Source organism: Hominibacterium faecale (assembly GCF_020734085.1).
Lineage (GTDB): Bacteria > Bacillota > Clostridia > Peptostreptococcales > Anaerovoracaceae > Hominibacterium > Hominibacterium faecale.
Genome location: NZ_JAJAGH010000001.1, coordinates 178,071 through 199,745 on the forward strand (window position 1 = coordinate 178,071; position 21,675 = coordinate 199,745).

General features: G+C 39.4%; 15 protein-coding genes. 14 read left to right on the forward strand and 1 reads right to left on the reverse strand.

What is annotated here, in order from left to right; translation table 11 throughout:
* Positions 1-3 precede the first annotated feature (3 nt).
* The 13 genes from LG211_RS00840 to tagD all read left to right on the forward strand — a co-directional run bounded on the left by LG211_RS00840 (position 4) and on the right by tagD (position 19,134).
* On the forward strand, positions 4-1,434 hold the full coding sequence (locus tag LG211_RS00840) for a lipopolysaccharide biosynthesis protein (protein WP_269476856.1): 1,431 nt from the start codon (positions 4-6) through the stop codon (positions 1,432-1,434).
* 5 nt (positions 1,435-1,439) lie between these two features.
* Positions 1,440-2,816, forward strand: coding sequence for a hypothetical protein (locus tag LG211_RS00845; protein WP_269476857.1), 1,377 nt, complete (start codon positions 1,440-1,442; stop codon positions 2,814-2,816).
* Between the two features lie 57 nt (positions 2,817-2,873).
* Positions 2,874-4,763 carry an asparagine synthase (glutamine-hydrolyzing) gene (asnB, locus tag LG211_RS00850; protein ID WP_269476858.1) on the forward strand — a complete coding sequence of 630 codons (1,890 nt, stop codon included), beginning with the start codon at positions 2,874-2,876 and terminating at the stop codon, positions 4,761-4,763.
* Between the two features lie 145 nt (positions 4,764-4,908).
* The gene (locus tag LG211_RS00855; protein WP_269476859.1) at positions 4,909-5,970 is read left to right on the forward strand and encodes an acyltransferase; all 1,062 of its coding nucleotides are present in this window, start codon (positions 4,909-4,911) and stop codon (positions 5,968-5,970) included.
* Positions 5,971-6,006: 36 nt separating this feature from the next.
* Entirely contained in the window at positions 6,007-7,422 is a 1,416-nt protein-coding gene (locus tag LG211_RS00860; RefSeq protein ID WP_269476860.1) for an O-antigen ligase family protein, read from the forward strand.
* A 190-nt stretch (positions 7,423-7,612) separates the two neighbouring features.
* Positions 7,613-8,494 carry a glucose-1-phosphate thymidylyltransferase RfbA gene (gene rfbA, locus LG211_RS00865; RefSeq protein ID WP_269476861.1) on the forward strand — a complete coding sequence of 294 codons (882 nt, stop codon included), beginning with the start codon at positions 7,613-7,615 and terminating at the stop codon, positions 8,492-8,494.
* An 11-nt stretch (positions 8,495-8,505) separates the two neighbouring features.
* A complete protein-coding gene (locus LG211_RS00870) occupies positions 8,506-11,202 on the forward strand; it encodes a bifunctional glycosyltransferase/CDP-glycerol:glycerophosphate glycerophosphotransferase (RefSeq protein ID WP_269476862.1) in 2,697 nt (898 codons plus the stop codon).
* Between the two features lie 11 nt (positions 11,203-11,213).
* Positions 11,214-12,092, forward strand: a complete 879-nt coding sequence (locus tag LG211_RS00875; RefSeq protein ID WP_269476863.1) for an LbetaH domain-containing protein — start codon at positions 11,214-11,216, stop codon at positions 12,090-12,092.
* 128 nt (positions 12,093-12,220) lie between these two features.
* Complete coding sequence (locus tag LG211_RS00880; protein WP_269476864.1) at positions 12,221-13,027, forward strand: ABC transporter permease; 807 nt, start codon at positions 12,221-12,223, stop codon at positions 13,025-13,027.
* A 10-nt stretch (positions 13,028-13,037) separates the two neighbouring features.
* Positions 13,038-13,784, forward strand: a complete 747-nt coding sequence (locus LG211_RS00885) for an ABC transporter ATP-binding protein (protein ID WP_269476865.1) — start codon at positions 13,038-13,040, stop codon at positions 13,782-13,784.
* Between the two features lie 57 nt (positions 13,785-13,841).
* Positions 13,842-17,366, forward strand: a complete 3,525-nt coding sequence (locus LG211_RS00890) for a CDP-glycerol glycerophosphotransferase family protein (protein WP_269476963.1) — start codon at positions 13,842-13,844, stop codon at positions 17,364-17,366.
* Between the two features lie 15 nt (positions 17,367-17,381).
* Positions 17,382-18,683, forward strand: a complete 1,302-nt coding sequence (locus LG211_RS00895) for a CDP-glycerol glycerophosphotransferase family protein (protein ID WP_269476866.1) — start codon at positions 17,382-17,384, stop codon at positions 18,681-18,683.
* Positions 18,684-18,696: 13 nt separating this feature from the next.
* Complete coding sequence (gene tagD, locus LG211_RS00900) at positions 18,697-19,134, forward strand: glycerol-3-phosphate cytidylyltransferase (protein ID WP_269476867.1); 438 nt, start codon at positions 18,697-18,699, stop codon at positions 19,132-19,134.
* A 1-nt stretch (position 19,135) separates the two neighbouring features.
* Here tagD and LG211_RS00905 read toward each other — a convergent pair whose 3' ends face one another.
* Positions 19,136-20,263, reverse strand: a complete 1,128-nt coding sequence (locus LG211_RS00905; protein WP_269476868.1) for a CDP-glycerol glycerophosphotransferase family protein — start codon at positions 20,261-20,263, stop codon at positions 19,136-19,138.
* Positions 20,264-20,393: 130 nt separating this feature from the next.
* On the opposite strand from LG211_RS00905, the gene LG211_RS00910 reads away from it, so the two are divergent.
* The gene (locus LG211_RS00910) at positions 20,394-21,611 is read left to right on the forward strand and encodes a glycoside hydrolase family protein (protein ID WP_269476869.1); all 1,218 of its coding nucleotides are present in this window, start codon (positions 20,394-20,396) and stop codon (positions 21,609-21,611) included.
* Positions 21,612-21,675 lie beyond the last annotated feature (64 nt).

A 21,675-nucleotide genomic window follows, 5' to 3' on the forward strand; every position in this document is an offset into this window, starting at 1 on the left:
GCTTTGGGAAGTAATAATAAAATTATAGAGTTAGTAAAAGGCAGCGCTATTTTGACCCTTTCAAATATATGTATAAAGGCAATTAATTTTTTTTTGCTGCCTCTTTATACAAAATATTTGAGCCCGGCACAATTAGGCGTTTCGGATACAATCACTACCTTAGTTGGATTAATTTTTCCTATTCTTGTTATGGGACTGGATTCTGCGTTTAGTGCATTTTTTTTTGATGAAAAGAGTATAGAACATCAAAAAAAAGTTTTTAATACAGTTGAACTAATTTTACTTGGAATGAGTTTAATCCCATTCGTATTAATTCTTTTTAGTGGGAAGATTGCGATTGTACTGCTTGGCTCGTTAAAGTACCAATCACTAATTGTAATTGCAATGGTGTCTATGGCAGTAAATTTGTGGTACTTACCTTATTCCATATTGATCCGTGTACAGAATAGAATGGGAGTTTTTGCAGCAATAAATGTAACAGCCTCTTTGAGTATGGTGCTTTTAAATGTTTTTTTTGTTAGTGTCCTCCAACTTGGCGAGCGCTCCTTAATTTTAAGTACGTTATGTATTCAAGGGATTCAGTTGGTCTTATTTGCTTGGTTAGGACGAGAGCCTATAAAAAAGACGTATTTTAATAAGTGTTTGGCAAAAAAAATGTTAAAATATGCAATCCCTTTAATACCGATGGTGATTGCTGCATGGATATTATCAGCATCTGACAGATATATAATACTCTATTTTAAAGGAGAAGCGGAGGTTGGCATATACGGCATCGGAGCAAGATTTGCGAATATGGTAAATGTCTTAGCAAACAGCGTATATATGGCGTATACGACGTATGCTTTTAGCACAAAAGATGAAGAAAACAGCAAACAACAATACGTCAAGATTCTGGACGGATTTTATTTTATTTTGGTGATTGCCATTTTCATAATTTCTCTCTACTCTAAAGAAATTATATCATTTATGGCGGATGAACAATACTATTGGGCATATAATTTAATCCCCTGTATGTTGTTTGCTCAATTAATATATGCAATAAATACAATTGTAGGTTATGGTGTCGCTTTTAAAAAGAAGTCAATATATATGACGATTTCCGTGGGAGTAGGAGCACTCATAAATGTTTTGCTGAATTTAATATTTATTCCGCAATTTGGAGCGATAGCAGCAGCCTATACCACGGCGATTGCATACACAGTAATGGCTGTTCTTTCATATACATTTGCCCAAAAAGTCTATCCTTGTAATTACCATGTGAAGAAGTTGGCAGTTACAACTTTTGTGACCTTTTTAATAGTTGTCTTGATACAGGATGAAGGAATTATATTCAAACTATTGATCGGGAGTGTGTGCTTAATTATGATTTTAATTATGTATAAAACCGCTATAAATGATATGAAAAAATTATTGGTAAGGCTAATAAGAAAGTAGGTTTTATGAATATTAAAATTGAAAAAGATAATAAAGTTGATTACATCATTGGAGCGGCAATAATTGTTGTAAGTATTATTGGAGTATTTCCTATAGGTGATTTTAAATTATTCGGAATAGTTATGACTTATTATAGATTGCTCGTACCACTTTTTTTAGCCTTTTATATTGTTGAAGGGTTTGCTAATAGACGTTGGTCTACAATCGCAAAAAATAAATTGCTTGTTATAGGAATGCTAATTGCAATAGTTTGGATAATTTATGGATGCATTCAAATTATTGCAAACAATACAATCAGTGATAAGGAAAATTTAAAAGAGTTAATGACTTTAGCTATAGGATTTGTTTCTATAGGGTTAATAGTAAGGAGTTTACAGGATCCAAGAAGTTTTCAATATATGATATATGCTTTAAAAAGTATATACTGTGGGTTGATTTTGTTAGGACTAATTGAAATGATAACAGGTTGGCATCTGTACACTTCTCAGTATTGTGATTTACAACAAATCGAATATTACAATCAACTACACCCATTGGAACCTATTGATAAATTTGTTTCATATAATGCAACAGGAATTTTTTATGGGCCAAATGATTTTGCCGCTTTTTTGGCTATTTTTGCCCCCCTATTTTTAAAGCATGAGATACGGAAAATTTCAAATATTTTTAACACAGCTGTTTTACTCGCGGCATTTCTTCTAATCATAAGAAATGATGCTTGGATTACATTTATTGCATTGCTAATAGGTCTAATTGTATATATAATATTGACACATGCAAAGCTTAGCAACGTATTAATTAAAGCGGCAGGAATTTACCTGATATATCGATGGGGCGTAAAAGCCTTTTATACATTAATTATGAAGGGCTATGAACTGTTTCTCCCTTATAGAACTATCCCGGAAGGAATTAAAGTTGCCGTACAAGGAACAGGTACAGTGGAGACTGTAGTGGCGGCGCAAGTTGGAGGAATGAATGAAGGCTATGGATCTTTATTTCTACGAATTAATACTTATTTGGAAGGAATAAAAGAAACCTTCACAAAAACTTACGGACTGGGATTTGGGCCTAATGGATTTTCGCGCTATTTTAGTGAATATGCTATTGCTCCGGTTCTTGCGAATCCTCATTGTCTGTGGCTTGAGATATTCTCACAATACGGTATTATAATTTTCTCGCTTTATGTAGGATATTTAATATATATCTATATTAAATTAATAAAACTATATTTGCAAGAGAGGTGCGTAGAATATGCTGTTATTATTGCAATGGATACAGTGTTAGTTTTTGCTTCGTTTTCACCAAGTACTTTCTTAGCGTATGCATATCAATGGATCCTGATTGCTTGGACGTTATCTTTCGTTGTGCGTAGAAGAATATGAATGAGAAATTTCAAATGTTAAATAAAGCAAAGATTTGTATATTTGTGAGGTAGTGATATGTGTGGGATTGCAGGAATAATTGGACAAAATGATCAATCGATAGATCAAATAAGATTAATGACAGATATAATTGCACATCGCGGTCCGGATGGAGAAGGACACTATATTCATGATAATGTAGCGTTGGGCCATCGGCGCTTATCTATTGTTGATTTGACAGATAACGGACGGCAGCCAATGGAATATATGGATCAGTATGTAATCGTGTATAATGGTGAAATATATAACTATATAGAATTAAGAGATGAACTTATAGAACAAGGGTATGCATTTACATCTGATTGCGATACGGAAGTTATCATGGCAGCATATGATTATTGGGGAAATAATTGTCTCAACCACTTCAATGGAATGTGGAGTTTTGCAATTTTGGATAAAAACAAAAAAGTTGTCTTTTGTTCAAGAGATCGATACGGTGTAAAACCATTCTATTACATGCAATTAAATGAATGCTTTATATTTGCTTCAGAGATAAAGCAATTTACTGTTTTTGAAGATTGGGAGGCCGTGGCAAATAATGAGAGGTTATATGATTTTTTAAAAGAAGGCATACTTGACCATACAAATGAGACGCTCTTTGAAAATGTTTTTCAGCTGAGGGGTGGAGAAATGCTAACATATTCTTTGGCAGAAAAATCTTTCGAGATTTGTTGTTGGTATAATCTGGATGATAAGGTTCAAAATGTACAGGAGGAATTTAATAGCGAAAAAAAAGTGTTTTTAAAGAATTTTTTTGATGCAGTGAAGCTTAGGTTAAGATCTGACGTTAAAGTGGGATCTTGTTTGTCCGGTGGATTAGATAGTTCTTCTATTACATGTGTTGCTAATTCTATACTAAAGGAAAAAAATGTTGTTTCAAAACAAGAAACGGTTTCCTCTTGTTTTAATATCAAGAAATACGATGAGCAAGAGTATATTGATGAGGTAACCAAAAAGACAGGGACCATTAATCATAAAATCTTTCCTAAATATAAGGACTTGTTTGAAATTTTGGATGATCTCGCATGGCATCAAGACGAGCCGTTTACATCTACAAGCATTTTTTGTCAATGGAATGTTTTTAAAGAAGCAAAAGACAAAGGGATTAAAGTTATGTTGGACGGACAGGGCGCAGATGAACAATTAGCGGGATATGGCGGATTCCTTATGGCAAACTTTGAGGGTCTTAAACGCAGACACAAATATAAAACCTTATTTCGCGAGATGAATGCTTATAATCGTTTGTTTAAGAGTAGAAGAAAAAATATGCTTGTAAGTTGGATTTATTCGTTGGGATACGCTTTTATGCCACTAGGTATAAAAAACAAGTTGAGAAAACAAAAACAAGACCGGAATGCTGAATGGTTAAATGAAATTTACAAGGGAAAAGATCGGAAACCATATGTGGGAAAGGACTTTGGCGATAGTACTCAAAGCATCTTAAACCATTCTTTAAATCAATTAAAATATACTAGTTTGCCAGTATTGCTACATTATGAAGACCGGAATTCAATGGCTCACTCAATAGAATCAAGAGTCCCTTTTTTGGATTACAGAATTGTTGAAAGAGTACTCAGTCTTCCAGACGAGTATAAAATTTGTAATTCTGAAACTAAATTTATTTTAAGAAAAGCAATGCAGGGCATTTTACCCGACAAAATTGTTAATAGACATGATAAATTAGGATTTGTGTCACCGGAAGAAGTCTGGATAAGAGAAAACAGTGAAATTTTCAGAAATGAAATTAGTAGCGCCTGTGATTATTTGCAGGGATTCATTGACAAGAAAGTCTTGTTAAGTTGGTTTGATGAAAAGTTACTTAACAAGAAGGAATTCGGATATGTTTTTTGGAAGGTTATCAGTGCTGGGCGGTGGATGAAAGTTTTTAATGTTAGTATAAAGCTATAGAGCGTAGATTCAAACCACCATTTGAAGTAATGGGCATAACCTATGGACATTCAAATGAAGAGGGGGGAAGTGCTTACTATAAAATTGATTGAGGACTTGAAGAAACATATTATCGGATTATAGTGGGAAGGTAATATAGATTAAAATGATAGATAATACAAAAAAAGATTTTTCAATAGAGTTGCTGCGTTTGCTTGCAAGCTTTATGGTAATTGTTATTCATGTTTCAGCATATCGTACCTACGCTTTGGATCCTCAAACAGCATATTGGCAAATCATGAATTTTTGGAATAGTATTGCAAGTAGTGCAGTCCCTATATTTATAATGATAAGTGGAGCTTTTATGTTGAATCCACAAATTGAATTAGGCGGAAAAAAGTTATACAAAAAGATTCTCAAATTAGTTATTGTTTATATAGTATGGTCGGTTATATATGCATTTTATATAACTTGGTGGGAGTATGGGATACGGATTGATACAGCAATATTGAAAAGTGTGATAAAATTGACAATATACAGTAGATATCATCTATGGTATCTTCCCATGTTGATAGGGATATATATTTTCACTCCTTTACTACGCGCAATGATTCGGGGGGGGGGAGGGATACAGTATGCGGTATTGATTTTTTTTATAAATGTTATTTTAAAAACTATTCTTGAATTCAAAATAATACCACACTTTGAACTGATAAATACTCTAATTGAAAAACTTCCTTTAGAGATATTATCTCAAGGAATAGGCTATTATATACTTGGATACTGGCTATATACTTATGGTTTAGACTTACAGAAAAGAAGGTTACTTTATATACTTGCGGGGATTAGTGTATTGTTGACTTCAATTATTTCAGGATATGTGGCGTTGAAGGATGGAACATTAGAAGGCCTTCTTCATCAAAATATGTCTTTAACTACTTTTTTCGAGGCCATGGCGATTTTTGTATTTTTCAAAGGGCATTATTTAAAGAAGGAAATATCTCTGCATGCCGGGATGAAAATACAATTTTTGTCGAACCTGACATTAGGCATCTATTTGTTTCATGATGTAGTATTAAGTTTCTTCAGAGAAACTCAAATATTGGATACTACAGACTTTAATCCCATATTATCAATTCCATGCATATCAAGTCTTCTTTTTGTTATTAGTGCATTAGTAATAATTTTGTTAAAGAGGATACCGGTGATCTCTAAATGGATAGTTTAGAAGTATATATTCTTGAGGATAAAGAAGGGAGTAATTATGGCATTGTTACAACCAGTCTACAGCATTATATTAAATCAAATTTATAAACTAACTGGTAAAATACCATATCAAATTAGATATGGTATTATGTTTATTTGGTTGATTGCATTAGAAATATTACTGATTATTGGATATTCAACTGATTTTTTAGCAATTAAAGTAAGCCTCAATGAAAGAGCGATTGCTGGAGGAATTACGTTAATAATATTTTGTATTTTTAGTATAAAAGGACCATTGAAACGGGTTCAATGGTCCCTGGGCTTCTCATCAATATGGTTTATTTTTGCCTTACTAATGCTACTGTCTGGATTTGATCATGCTGTCGGGGATGGCTATAGATTATCAGGTTGGATTATTTTATTGGGATTTCCTTGTTTGGCCTTTATATGGAATAATCGGGGAGATTACGAAGTATTGTATAGATTAGTCAGTAAGGCGATTTGCGTGGTCAGTGTGGCATATTTTTTATTCTGTTTGATTATACAGCCAGAACAAGCTTCACTGGATCGATATACAGGGACGATTGATAATCCTAATACGTTAGGATTAATGGCCGTCAGTGGTATAATCAGTGCATCTTACTTATTTACATCAACGAAAAACTATCGCTGGATATTTAGTATCTCTTTTGGAACATCTGTTACACTCGGTGTTTATTCTGTATCACGAAATGCGATAATAACGATACTTCTTTTGCTAATAGTGATATCAATTTATATGTGCCGTGTATTCAAGTATAAGGGTTACTCCATAAGGGTTAGTATTAAACGATATATTTTAGGTGTATTGGGATTTACGGTTATTTCTTTACTTTGTATAATAATTTTCGGAATGGGCATGTCATCGGAAAAAAATATCGTGTCTGCAGCTAGTTTAGAACCTACGAAAGAAATAAACCTAGCTCATTGGAAATCAGCTGCGGAGGTGACAGCCGATTCGGCAGTCGGACCAGAAAAGAATCCTTTGAAAGAAAGATTTACAACGGAAGGCAAAGATTTAAATTCTTTCTCCGCAGGACGTGTGGAGATTTGGAAAGCGTATATTCAACAGCTTAACTTGAAAGGAAATGATATAAAGGGGAGTGAGTTTCCTATTGGAGATACTAGTAGCAAATATCTGGCTGCCCATAATGTATATTTAGAGATATCGTATCGATCGGGGATTATTGCAGGTCTCTTGTTCCTAATCTTTGTTTTGATCGCAGCAATAAAAGCCTTATGTTGCTTGTTTAGGCGTAAAGAATACAAAGAATATGACTTGTTTATCATTATGGCTATTGGCGCCTATGGCTGTACATCTTTATTTGAATCGCTAGTACACCCATTTTCTAGAAGTATTGTTTTTTTATTCTACCTTGCAGTTATTCCATTTTTGGCTAAACCGTCTGCTATAAAGAAGGATAGAGATGCCTGACATTAATATATTGAGGAAGAAGTATGCCATACATTTTCCGACCAGACTCGTTTCATTTTCAGTGATATGTCATGTGAAATACATGGATGTTAAGGACTTGCGAGTGTGAATTAGTTGAAAGGTTTTATGATGAAAAGAAGAATGAAGAATTGATAATTGAAACATTAACAAACCCTGAAGGAGAGTGACTATGAAAGGTATAATTCTTGCGGCGGGAAAAGGGACGCGACTGTATCCCATGACGAAGGTCCTATGCAAGCCGCTGCTTCCAATATATGATAAGCCAATGATTTACTATCCCCTTACAACATTATTGCAGGCAGGAATTCGCGATATACTGGTTATCATTCCCCCTGACACAGAAGACAGCTTTTCTGCGTTACTGGGCGACGGACATCAACTGGGGATTCACATTGAATATAAAGTACAGCACGAAGCCCGAGGCATTGCGGATGCATTTATCATAGGCGAAGAGTTCATAAATGGACAAGATGTTTGTCTCGCTCTTGGCGACAATATTTTCTGGCATGAGAATATAAGGCGCAGATTGAAAGCTGCCAAAGAAGCAGCCGGCGGGGCGACCGTATTCGGATATTGGGTAGAGGACCCCAGGCCTTTTGGTGTCGTGGAATTTGATGAGAAGGGGCGGGCGATTTCGATCGAGGAAAAACCCTCAAAGCCTAAATCGAATTATATAATACCAGGCCTGTACTTCTATGATAATAAAGTAGTGGAGATGGCTAAAACATTGGAACTATCCGCCAGAGGGGAACTGGAAATCACAGATATTAATTTAAAATATATGGAACTTGGAGAATTGCAGGTGGTTACCCTGCCGCAGGATTGCTTCTGGATGGATACAGGAACCTCCGATACGTTACTGGATGCTGCTAATCAGGTGAAAGCCTTAAAACAAAAAGGACATCTACTGGGGTACATCGAAATGGAAGCATATGAACAGGGCCTGATTGATGCCGGGCAGCTTACCTATTTACAGGACCAATTAGAGTCTACGGAATACGGAAAAACCATAGCAGCCTCGCTGAAATATACAAATGAAAACAATCTATAGGGAGATTCCAGATGAATACAACAGAAAAATATTATACATTCTCAGTCATCATGCCCTTATACAATGTGGAAAATTTCTTTGAAGAAGCGATCGAAAGCGTAATTCAGCAAACCATCGGATTCGAAGAACATATTCAGATCATTCTGGTTAACGATGGCAGCCCCGATAATGTTGAAACAATGTGTTTCAAGTATAAAGATCGCTATCCGCAAAACATTGTATATGTCAGAAAAGAAAATGGCGGTGTATCCAGCGCAAGAAATGAAGGCATCCCTTATGCTTCCGGTAAATATGTAAACTTTTTCGATGCCGATGACAGATGGGCCCTGGATGCCTTTGAAAAGGTGCTCGATTTCCTTGAAGGAGAGGCTGTTGGGATCAATGCGTTATCCTGCCGTTACTGTTTCTTTGGCAAGAAAGAAGGGTTTACTCACCCCTTAGATTTCAAGTATTCAAAGAGACAAATTATTGATATCAATCAAAATCCCGACAATGTTCAAATGGCCGTCAATACTGTGTTTTTCAAGAAAGAGGCGTTAAAAGACGTTCGATTTGACACCAGATTAAAGGTCTCGGAAGATTCAATCTTTTTTGCCCAGGTTATGCTGGAGCAGGGGAAATATGGTATTCTGCCGGATGCCGTGTATTATTATCGCAAACGGATGTCTGGCGATTCAGCCATTGATGTGAGTACCAACAACAAATCCTGGTATATGAACACTCCAGAATTTTGTTATAAAGCAGTTTTTGAGTATTCAAAAGCAAAGTTTGGACAAGTGATCCCTTATGTTCAGCACATGGTCATGTATGATCTCCAATGGCGCTTGAAACCGGAAATGTCAAAGAAACTCACCGCAGATGAAAAGCGCGATTATATTCAGGCATTGATCGACCTATTACAAGAAATCGAAGATTCGGTAATTGTATCACAGAAAAATATTAACTTTATTTTCAAGCTCTTTGCGCTTAAGCTGAAATACGGCAGAAATATTGCCCATGAACTGGAGGTACGGGACGGTGCGGCCTGGTCCAAGGATGTAAAGCTGTTTCAGATTCGCCAAAAGAATAAATTTCAAATTAATCTGCTTTATATAGAGAATGAGACCTTATATCTGGAGGGCCGGACAGAACTGGATGTGCTTTCGAAAAATTATCAGATTGTCTGCAGCAAAAATAACAAAACCATTTATCCAGTAGAATTATACCCAATCGCCTATAAAGATGTGAAAGGGTTCACCGGCGAACGAATCTTTGAAGGAAAGGGATTTAAAATACGGGTTCCTTTGAAGGAAATGAGAGGTGGAGAGCGGATTGATTTTGCTCTCATCGATAAAAATGGGGCACAAGAAAGCAAGAAGAAAGAACGGCTGAAACCGAGTTTTGGACAATTTGCCAAGCTGGAACAAGGCGTTCCGCTGTACTATTGCAGCGGGGACTATCTGGTCAAACAGTCCAAAGACCAGATCTTGGTTTTAAAGAATTCGTGGAAACGTCGGATGCTGGCTGAAGGAAGACTGGCAAAAGAACTGATCAAAAAGAAAAAATATGACATTTTTGGTATACGGATTCGATATCATCTGTCCAAGCTGTTTACAAGGGATCGAATATGGATCTGTTCGGATCGAACCGACATGGCCAGGGATAATGGTGAGCATTTATTCCGCTATCTGAATGGGATAGAGATGCCAAAGGAGCGACAGTTCTATTTTGTGCTGGATAAACAGTCTATTGATTTTGATAGAATGAATAAAACCGGACCGGTTTTGGAATTGGGAAGTAAAAAATACAAACAAAAATTCCTGCTGGCTGATAAAATCATATCCGCCCATGCGGACCCCTGGGTGTACAATGCCTTTGGTGACGACAGCAAGTATGTAAAGGACCTGTATAACTTTGATTTTGTTTTCCTGCAGCATGGAATTATTAAAGATGACTTCTCCAGCTGGCTTCATAAGCAGAATAAAAATATTAAGCTGTTTATCACATCATCCGAGCGTGAGAGAGATTCCATTGCCAATGGAGATTATGGATATGACGAAAAGACGGTTGTATTGACTGGTCTGCCTCGATTTGATGCGCTCAATAGTGATCCGAAGAAACAAATTTTGATCTTCCCAACCTGGCGGAAAGAGTTGGCACCGCCGTTAATACAAGGGTCATCTGAGCGGGAATATTTGAAGAATTTTAAAGAAACGGATTACTATCAGTTTTACAACAGCCTGATCAATGATCCGAGGCTTTTAGCTGCAATGAAGGAAACGGGCTATCGCGGCCAATTTTATGTACATCCGGCTTTCAAAAAACAGGCCGATGATTTTCAGGGAAATGAACGAATAACAGTTATTGCAGAAATTGCGGACTATACAAAAATGTTCAACGAAAACGCTTTATTGGTAACCGATTATTCCAGCGTTTATTTCGATTTTGCTTATATGAAAAAGCCGGTAGTCCATGCCATGTTCGATTATGAACGATATTATCAGATGCATACCTGCAAGCGAGGGTATTTTGATTATCAAGCCGATGGTTTTGGGCCAATTTGTTACGATTTGGAATCTACGGTGAAGGCCATTATTGACAGCTTAGAAAGCGGATGCAAGATGGAGCAAATGTATACGGATCGGGTTGATCAGTTCTTTGCCTGGACGGACAAAAATAATTGTAAACGCGTATACGAAGCAATTAATAGTATGATGGAAATGAAATAGAGGAACAAATTATGGATGCTACAGGACTTGACCAGTCGATAAATAATTTAGAAGACAACCTGATTATAGGCAGCCCAAAGCTAACCAACACAACAATAACCTTCAATGGAAAAAATAATACCTTTTTCTGCGAAGATGAAGATAATGTGGAGATTGTAGATAGCACGATCTCTTTTAATGGCAATGATTCAATTATTTATTTGTGTTCCAATAAGCACAAATATTTTCTCAACATTGCTTTGTGGCATAAGTCGGTCTGCTATATTGGCGAAGACAATTATATGAATGGGAAACTGAATATTAGTCTGTTTGAACGCAAACACCTGTTGATTGGCGATTATGGTTTGTTTTCCTTTGATTGCTGGATCAGGACAGCAGATCCACATTTGCTGTTTGACTGTAATACCAAAAAACGTATTAACCCCAGCAAGAGCGTTTTTTTAGGGGATCACATTTGGGTGGGACAGCATGCGTACCTTCTAAAAGGGACGACCATTGGATCGGGGAGCATTATTGGTGCAATGGCACTTGTAGCAGGAAAGAAGATCGGTTCAAATACATGCTATGGCGGAAATCCTGCAAAGCAGTTAGCCAGAGACGTATTTTTTACAAAGGATTGTGTCCATGGGTATTTGCAAAAGGAAACGCAAAAGCATTTAATGTCAAAGAAAAATAATTATATTTACTCGTTCAGTGAAAATGATACTTTGTCCTTTCGTGAGATTGAGCGGGAGTTGGATAACTTGACGTCAGCAGATCAGAAACTCGTATATTTAAAAGAAAAGATTCGGGGGAATACAGCTAAAAACCGGTTTTTCATTGAAGAACCCGAACCAAAGAAATCATTTATCAGGGAGATTGGTGCGAAATTAAGACGAACTAAGGAATAACTGCAAGAAAATAATTTTAGCAGATATTTGTATTCCCTGTCCGAATTTGGTATAATAATCACCGTATGAGACAAAGGTCATATATAGGGCCTTTATTGAAAGAGTAAGAAAGTAAGGGATTAGTTCTTGTGAAGACGATAAAAGAAATATTAAAAGAGCATATAAGCTGGCGCAATCAGATTTTTAAGCTGGCTAAAGCAGATATCATTAAAACCTACAGCGGAGCAGCGCTGGGGTGGGCCTGGGCTTTAGTTAAGCCTACGGTGACCATCTTTGTATTTTGGTTTGCCTTTTCGGTAGGACTGCGCCATGGCAAGGATATCAGCGGTTATCCGTTTATCCTTTGGATGGTGGCAGGTATCGTACCTTGGTTTTTTATGAGCGATATGATAACCCAGGGAGCCGGCGCTATACGGAAATATAAATACTTGGTTACAAAGATGAAATTTCCGGTTTCTACGATTCCTACCTTTGTGGGACTGTCCAAGCTGTCCATTCATATTTGCCTGATGATCATTGTTGTAATCATATTCCTGATATTTGGACATCCACCGGATATTTACATGCTGCAGCTGCCTGTCTATATGCTCTTTATGGTCATGTTCTTTATCATGTGGGGGCTGTTTTCTTCCATGCTCTCCGCCATGAGCAAGGATTTTCTCAATCTGGTGAAATCCTTGACTACAGCTATATTCTGGCTTTCTGGAATTATGTGGGACGTCCACCGCATTGACATTCCATGGCTGCAGACTGTCCTTAAATTCAACCCGGTTACCTATATCGCGGGGGGATACAGGAACGTTTTCATTTATAAGCGGTGGTTCTGGGAAGAGCCGCAAAGCCTCTTGTTTTTCGGAATTATGTTCGTGATCATGCTGATCCTTGCTGTTTGGAGTTACCGAAAACTGATTAAAGAAATTCCGGATGTATTATAGGGGTGGTAAAATGGGAAAAACAGTCATTGAATTTAAGAATGTAACAAAGAGATATAAATTATATAAAAATGATAAGCAGAGACTACTGTCCGTCTTTTCAAAGAAAGTCCCTTATAAAGAAAAGAAGGCTGCAAATAATGTCAGCTTTAAAATTGAGCAGGGAGAATCGGTAGCTATCTTTGGAAAAAATGGAGCCGGCAAGTCGACCGTTTTGAAGATGATTACCGGTGTAGCTTATCCAACGGACGGGGAGATAACCGTAGAAGGGCGAGTCAGCGCACTGCTGGAGCTTACCTCCGGCTTTGACCCTGAATTGACCGGGAGAGAAAATATATATTTAAAAGGCCAGCTGTGCGGCTTAAAGGATGCAGAGATTAAGGAACTGGAAGATATCATTGTTGATTTTGCGGAAGTGGGCGAATATATTGATCAGCCAGTCAGGACCTATTCCAGCGGAATGAAAGCGAGACTGGGTTTTGCGGTCAACGTTAATATCCGGCCAGAGATTCTGATTGTCGACGAGGCACTTAGTGTGGGAGACAGAGCATTCCGTGATAAATGCGTGAAAAAGGTCAACAGCATCGTGGAAAAAGAAAATGTGACCCTGTTGTTTGTAACCCATGCGACTGAGACGGCCAAGAGATTTTGTAAACGGGGAATTGTCATGAAGAGCGGCAAAATCGTCTATGACAACGATATTGATTCCGCTATTGATGTATATAATGAAAGTATCAATGTCAAAGAAGGAAAGAACTAAAAGAAAAACAAAAAATGCGGGGATGATTGCTTTGGGCGAACATCCCTGTTTGTGTATATGGATAAGGGGGAAGATTCGTTGCGTAATGATGTAAAAAAAATAGATTCAAAAATAAAACTTTCTATTATCGTGCCGGTTTACAATAATGGGGCCTTTTTAAAAGATACCTTAGAATCCATACGTCGGCAAAGTTTTAGAGACTATGAAGTGATTGTGATAAACGATGGTTCAATGGATAACAGTGGAGTTATCATCGACTCATTTGTTCAGGCAGATCCGCGATTTCATAAACTTGAACAACAGAATCAAGGCGTTAGCGCTGCCAGAAATGCAGGATTGAAAGCGGCACGGGGAGAGTTTATCGCCTTTGTCGACGGTGATGATTTACTGCCCAAAGAAGCCCTGCAGGCCATGTACAATGTCCAACGCAATCATTTGCACTGCGACCTGATCATCGGCGGGATTGAGCGAGTTGACGGCTTTACGAAAACAGTCAATAAAAGAACAAAAAAGTTAGCTGAAAAACGGACGATTGCAAAAGATGATCTTGATTTGGTCCATGGGCTGTCCCTCTGTAACAAATGGTTTCGCAAAGAAATGATAGACGCAAACCAGCTTTCTCTGGAACCGTTTTGCCATCTGGAGGATGGAGTGTTTTTATACCATTTTCTGCAATTTGCCGATTATATACGGGCCTGTCCGGAGACGGTATATACGTATTGCAAGCGCATACCAGCGGTGGGGTCTTCGGCCACTCAGACCGTAAAAAAAGGGATGCTGGAAGATGCAATCAAGGCATACCAAAGGATACAAGCCTTGACCACGGAGTATTCACAGGCATTTCAGCAGGAACTTGCTTATCGAATCCTCAACGCAACGCTGATCGGGGACTATTATCGGAGGATTTGGCTGCTAGATGACAGCAGCACAGCATTGCTAATGGAGCAGATCGGCATATTATGGAATAGTATTACTGTGAACCAGCAGAGAAAGCTTATGAAGATGGGTGCTGATTTATGGCCGGAACAAGGTTTTCGAGATAAAGAGGCAATTGCAGTACGACCGCTGATCTCCATTTTCATTACAGAGGATGTTGGTCAGAAAGGTATTTCAGCTTTGTTCAAGTCCATATATGGACAAGCGACTTCGAATTTTGAGGTAATTGCGCCTGGTGCTATAAGTGAAAAAATTCCTGCAATCTACCGGGGAATGCCAAATCTGCGTTTTGTGGAAGGCAGCGGCAGCCAAGCCGAATTTCTGAACAAAGCGCTGGCCGAAGGAAGGGGTGAATGGATTCAGATCGTCGATCATGCTTGTGTTTATGAACATGATATGATTAGAATGGCATATCGAGAACTTCAAAAAGGCCAGAGCGACTGCATATCCATTAAAATGGCGGGACTGGAGGGGCAAAACCCTGTCAGTTTGAAGCTGATGGAGATTCCTTTCAACCAAGAGCGCGCAGCGGATTCTTATGGGGCAGAGGATAAACTGGATTCCTTTTTCGTTAATAAGATGATTGGGAAGGGGTTTCTGGAGCAGAGCGGCTTCCAATTTGGCGGTAGCCTGGCAGAAGACGGAGAGCGGCTCTTTGAGCAGGCAGCCTATCGAAGGATAGACAGCACACGGCTGTTCTTTCTGGGTACGGAGGAAGAACTGTTGAACCATGGGAACGGATTGCCCAGGGAGCTTGAAAACAAATGCAGGCAGATGCTCGTTGGTAAGAAACCTTCCTTTATCAGTCGGGCAAGAAGAAGAATTTCACGTATGCTTGGCAAGACTAAGAATCAGAGTCAGAAAACATCCGCTGCTCCGGGAATTCTGGATTACTATTTTAACGAACCAATTCAAAAGCAGAGTATCCTTTTAGAGGGCCTGGGAAAACAAGCCAAGGGTAGCATGCTTTATCTTATTAAAGAATTGTCAAAACCCGAATATCAATCATTCCAAGTTTACCTGTCTGTAACGAAAGAAAACAAGGGGGAGGTAAGGGCATTTCTAACATCTAAAGGATATGACCGTGTTAATCTGGTCGTAGCGGGAAGCGGTACTTATCGAAAGGTGTTGTCCAAAGCTGAATATCTGGTAAATGAAGTGTATTTTCCTAATTACTGGATCAAAAAAGACGGGCAGACATATATTAATATCTGGCACGGAACGCCTTTGAAAAAGCTGGGCGCAGGAAAAGCCGGCGGGACCATTCACAATGATGGGACTGCTCAGAAAAATTTTATCAGCGCGGACTACCTGCTGTTTGCCAATCATTTTACAAAGAAGCACCTGTTGGAAGACTGTTATGTTGATGATTTGGTTAAGGGAAAGGCCCTGATGCTGGGATATCCAAGAACCGGTGCAATGCTGGACGAAAACAAAAGAAGGGAAGTCCGCAAAGAGCTGGCTCCTTATGATGAAAAAATAATGGCCTTCATGCCCACCTACAGGGGAGAAGAGCAGCAGCAAGAACAGATGCGGGAGATTAAGGAATTGCTGGATTCACTGGACAAGCAGCTTTCAGAAAAGCAGCTTGTATATGTGAATTTGCACCACAAAATGGAGGGGGGCATCGAATATGGCCGTTACAGGCATATCCGCAGATTCCCCAGTGTTCTCGATACCTATGAAGTGTTGTGCGCGGCAGACTGCCTGTGTACGGACTATTCCAGCCTGATGTTTGATTTTGCTGTGACAGGCAGAAAAATTATTTTGTATTGTCCTGATTTGGAGGAGTACCAAGCTGCCAGAGGAATCTATCTGGATATGAAGGAACTGCCGTTTCCAAAGACAAAAAATTGCAGCGAGCTTATGGAAGAGTTTCATACAGACAAGAACTACGATGATAGCAAGTTTCTCCGAACTTTTTGCAGTTATGATGATGCCGCCAACGCTGAGCGGTTCTGCCGCAGTATGTTTCTCAATGACTTTCGGGATGTTCAGATTGAGGAATTGGATACACGTAAGAAGGATTTGATCTTACTGTATTCGGACGGGTGGTCACCTGGCCTCGCAACGGAGTGCATGTATGAAATGGCAGAGTCAGGCAGCTTGAAGGATCATGTGTATTTGTCTTACAAAGATAGCCAGGTCAATGCCAATCTGGACAGCGCTTACCCGCTGCTGTGTTATTTCCGCAGCGTGGGAACAAAAGGAAAACAGCTGTTTACAGGTGAGCAAAAACAGATTTATAGACGTTACCGCAATGGAACGATTGAGTTTGCCGCTGCAATGCAGGAACTTCAGCCCGCCTATGTTGCAGAACAAAAACGGATTTATGATCGCGCAGGCTTTTCGACTATGATTCTCTATGATACAATAGATGCAGATAAAATCCTGGCAATCTGCAATTTTACCGGCTGCAGGAAATATCTGTTTTTGCAGGAGGCGCTGGTCTGTTTGTTAGAAGAACAGAACCAATATATAAAGGATGCGGTGGCGTACTTCTGCGAAAACGGTGATGGGATCTGTACTCTTTCCGAGAGTCTTGCTCACCGGGGCGGAGCCTATGTGACAAAGCCTATAACAGTTTTGCCGGGCGTTCGGGATTTGGAACAGTTTTTATCGGAATGTCTAAAACACGATTGGTAAACAGGAGAGGTAAATATGGATATAAAAGCAGTTATGCATAATGTTGTGACAAAAGGCCCCATTGAGACAATACGCTTATTTAAAAAAAGACGGGCAGATGGTGAAACAAAGCGGCGGGCCGAGGAATTGCAGAGGCTGGCCGATCAGGAAACTCCCGCATACAGACGGGAGGTGCAGGCCCGGTATATCAAGAAAATCATTCCGGCGGTATACGCGGAGTACAGCCAGAAACCCATTGAAAATAAAGTGGTTTTTATGGAAAGGGGAAAAACGAAGTCGCCAAGCCTCAACTATATATACCGAACCTTAAAGGAACAAGGACAATATGAGGTGAAGCTTCATGTTTTGAAAGCCAGAGCGGTTCCTGAGGAAATGTATTATGAAAACGCAGTCGAATATATCAAAGATGCCGCGACGGCGAAAGCGATTTTTATATGTACTGCCAACGATCTCATGGGATATATCCCAAAGCTGAGGCCGGAAACCAAATATATACAATTGTGGCATGGCTGCGGAGCGTTTAAAAAAGTGGGCCTCAGTACAATTGACAAGAAATTCGGAAAAACCGCGGAAGGCCATCGGGAATATCCCCAGAACACCAATTATACCCATGTCACCATCGCCAGTCCAGAACTGGCATGGATTTTTGAAGAATCCATGGGGATTGAAAAGGATTCCGGTATCATTGTACCGACAGGTATCAGCCGAACGGATGAATTCTTTGATGAAGATTATCGAAACAAGTGCCGCGAAAAGTTATATAAAAAGATTCCGGCTGCCCGGGATAAAAAAGTTATTTTATATGCGCCCACATTCAGAGGCGAAGTGGCTACTTGTACATCGCCGGATGTGCTTGATGTGGAAAAGTTCGCGAAAGCCTTGAGCGATGAATACATTCTCATTTTCAAACATCATCAATCTGTACGGAACCTGCCGCCGATACCGGCTGAATACGAGGGCACCTTTGCGTATGATATGACGAGAGGAAAGGGAATGACCATTAATGATCTGATGACGGTAGCCGATATTTGTATCTCGGATTATTCTTCCCTGGTGTTCGAATTTTCCTTGTTTGAAAGGCCAATGATCTTCTTTACATACGATATTGTAGATTATATCGATGAGAGGGGATTGTACTACGACTTTGATGAAATCACCCCTGGGCCCATGTTCCACACTAATGAAGAAATAATCGACTATATACAGCATATTGATGAACGCTTTGACAAACAGGAAGTGATTGATTTTAAAAATCGATTTATGTGCTGCTGTGATGGTCATTCGACTGAGAGGATTATGAAACTAATTGAAGCGTAATGGAGAGGAAACAATGAAACGAGTATTAACTTACGGAACGTATGATTTATTGCATTATGGACATATCCGTTTATTGAAGAGGGCGCGGGAACTGGGAGACTATTTAATTGTTGCGATTTCTACAGATGAGTTCAATGCGATCAAAGGGAAAAAAGCATATCATGACTATGGAACCCGCAAAGAAATGTTGGAAGCGGTTCGATATGTGGATCTGGTGATTCCGGAGGAAACCTGGGAGCAGAAGATCAACGATGTGACAAAATACCAGGTTGATGTGGTCGTGATGGGCAGCGACTGGGAGGGTAATGAGAAATTTGAGGCGCTCCGCGATTATTGTGAAGTTGTATACCTGGATCGGACAGAAGGTGTTTCCACAAGTAAAATAAAAAAGGAGCTGAATCTTCAGCCCCCAAAGGATAATGTGAACCAATTACCGGAAGAGGAAAAGTAAATTAAAGTTTCTTTTTTGAGAAAACAAAGTCAACGATATCTTTTGTTTCGTGATCACTATTCGATGAAACATATTTTTTCAGAAACGCGTCGACTTTCACAGGATCACAGGAATGGTGCCGGATTGCCCGGGCAACTTCTGCTGCTGTATTGCAGATGGGGCCGGGCATTTCTGCTTTGTAATCCATATATATATCCCTTGTTTGTAAATAATGCTCGTAGTCATATGTGTACAGGTAAATCGGACGCTGCAATACGGCTGCTTCATAAATGATACAGGAAAAGTCGCTGATCACATAATCACTGATGAAGAGCATTTCAAAAGAAGTAAATCGGTTGTCGATCATTGCTTTCGAATGGGCGAGCTCCAGCTTGGCAAGGGGGTGAGGCTTGATAACCAGATTATAGCGTTCATAGTCGATTGCGTTGGCCAGAGAGAGCACTGCCTGGGAGAACGCCTCGTCTTCCCCCTTTCGAAAGGTAGGAACATATAAAATTGTTTCTTTTTTTTGCAATTCCGGGTATGTGTGATATATGGCTTCACGAGTTACTTGCCCGTAGCGGGAGCTTTTCAATAGTTCGACCCGTGGCAGCGGATAAGTCACGATCTTGGACAGGGGATAATGAAAGCCTTCGGCCAGGTGAGGTTTGTATGCCTCAGAGGCTGCCAGAATATAGTCATAATTAGCGTGCATTTTCATTACATGCGCGATTTTACTGGAAGAACCTTCTTCCATGTCGAGGATGCTGTATCCGAATTTTTTCATGGTACCTACAGAGTGCCACATTTGGACAATGAGCAAAGATTCTCGATGATGCAAAATGCTTACTAAAATCGCATAGGAATCAAGAATGATAATTTGTGAAGTCGCCAGATGATACATTTGGCGGAGCATATGAAAACAATACCCCAGCATGGATGGGGCGCGCTTTTCCAGCTTTCGGCAAAGCACAATCGGTTTGAAATCCGGATGGGATCGTTTTATTTCGTCAGCCAGCATGGCAATATCAATGGACGGATGATCACTTTGCCTGCTGAGGAACGTGACCTTTTTTTTGACAGGCAGCAGTTTTAAAAACCAGTAAATCAGGTTTGATAGAAAAACACCTATTTTTAATAATATCGTCATGTATTCACCTCGATCAAGTATCGTAATGAGTATATCAATTTAATTGCAATTAGGCAAGGATAAGCATACCGATCACCATAATCTGTGGTATATTATTTCAGACTATTGTGCATGAAGGAGAATAGGAAAAATGAGTGAGACAAAGGAGTTTTTGAAAAAAAGGCATCGCCTTGCAGTTATTTTGTTCATACTGGGCTGCTGCCTTCTTGTGGGTGTAAATGCTGCACAAGCACAGGCCGCATCAGACACGCCGATCTATTATCAAGGGAGGACGATTGGCTATTATAACGATGCCGGGCAAATTGAATATGTACCATCACCTGACGGCAATCTGAATTACAAAGCCTTAACCTATTTAATCACTGGAAACAAGCAAAAAACAATTATTATTCCATCCGGAGCCTCCATCTATATTAACGGGCCGTTGAAACCGGGCAGCAATACCACAATCATTGCCCAGGGCGCTACGATTACCGTTAAAAAGAAATCAAATGCCATTTTTACCGAACCCAACCGAAAAATCACCAATCTGTCCATAATCGGCGGCACTTGGAGAAGCGCGGACGCAGGCGGCAGGACAGGGAGTCTTTTTGTCTTTGCTCATGCAAGCAACGTAATGATGGATGGGGTGGATTGTAATGCGAATTATAAGGGCCATACCATTGAAATTATAGCCTGCAGCAATGTAACGATTCAGAACTGCGTTGTGTCAGCGATTGGTTCGTGTCCTGCGAAATGTTTGGAGGAGCAAATTCAAGTCGATATTGCCACCAAAAAGACATCGCCTAAAATTTCCAGCTATGGAAAAAAATATGTGAAGGGACAGACCTGCAAGAACATCTATATTTTGAATAATCAAGTGAGCGGTGCAAGAGCTGTGGGTGTAAACTGGACCTCATCTGAAAAGGGAAAATGGCGCGGAAAGTATCATAAGAATATTGTGATCAGCGGCAACACTCTGACCAGCAGTACATCGGAGGGCCTGGCTTATTTCAATGTAATCGGAGGGAAAATCACCAATAACACGATCATCACATATGCAAAAAGAAAAGACAGCAATTCTTCTTATACGATCGGCGTGCATGTTGCAGTCTTTGGAAAAGCACCTAAGTCGCTGGCCAAATCAAAGCTTGAAATCAGTAACAATACAATAAAGGGAAGACGCAATGGTATCTACCTGAAGGGATATTTTAATAAAAAAGAAACAAAATGTCTGGCAAAGCTGGGAAAAGTATATGTAAAGAATAATCAGATTTACTGTAAAAAAGGTAAGAAAAATTCAGTGAAGCAAACGAAGAAGAGCTGTAAGAAACTGAAGAAATCAGGAAATAAATATTATAAATGGTAACCGGATACGAATGACGGAACTCAATCTCCGCCATTCATATTTTTTGCGGCGCCATCCCGCGGAC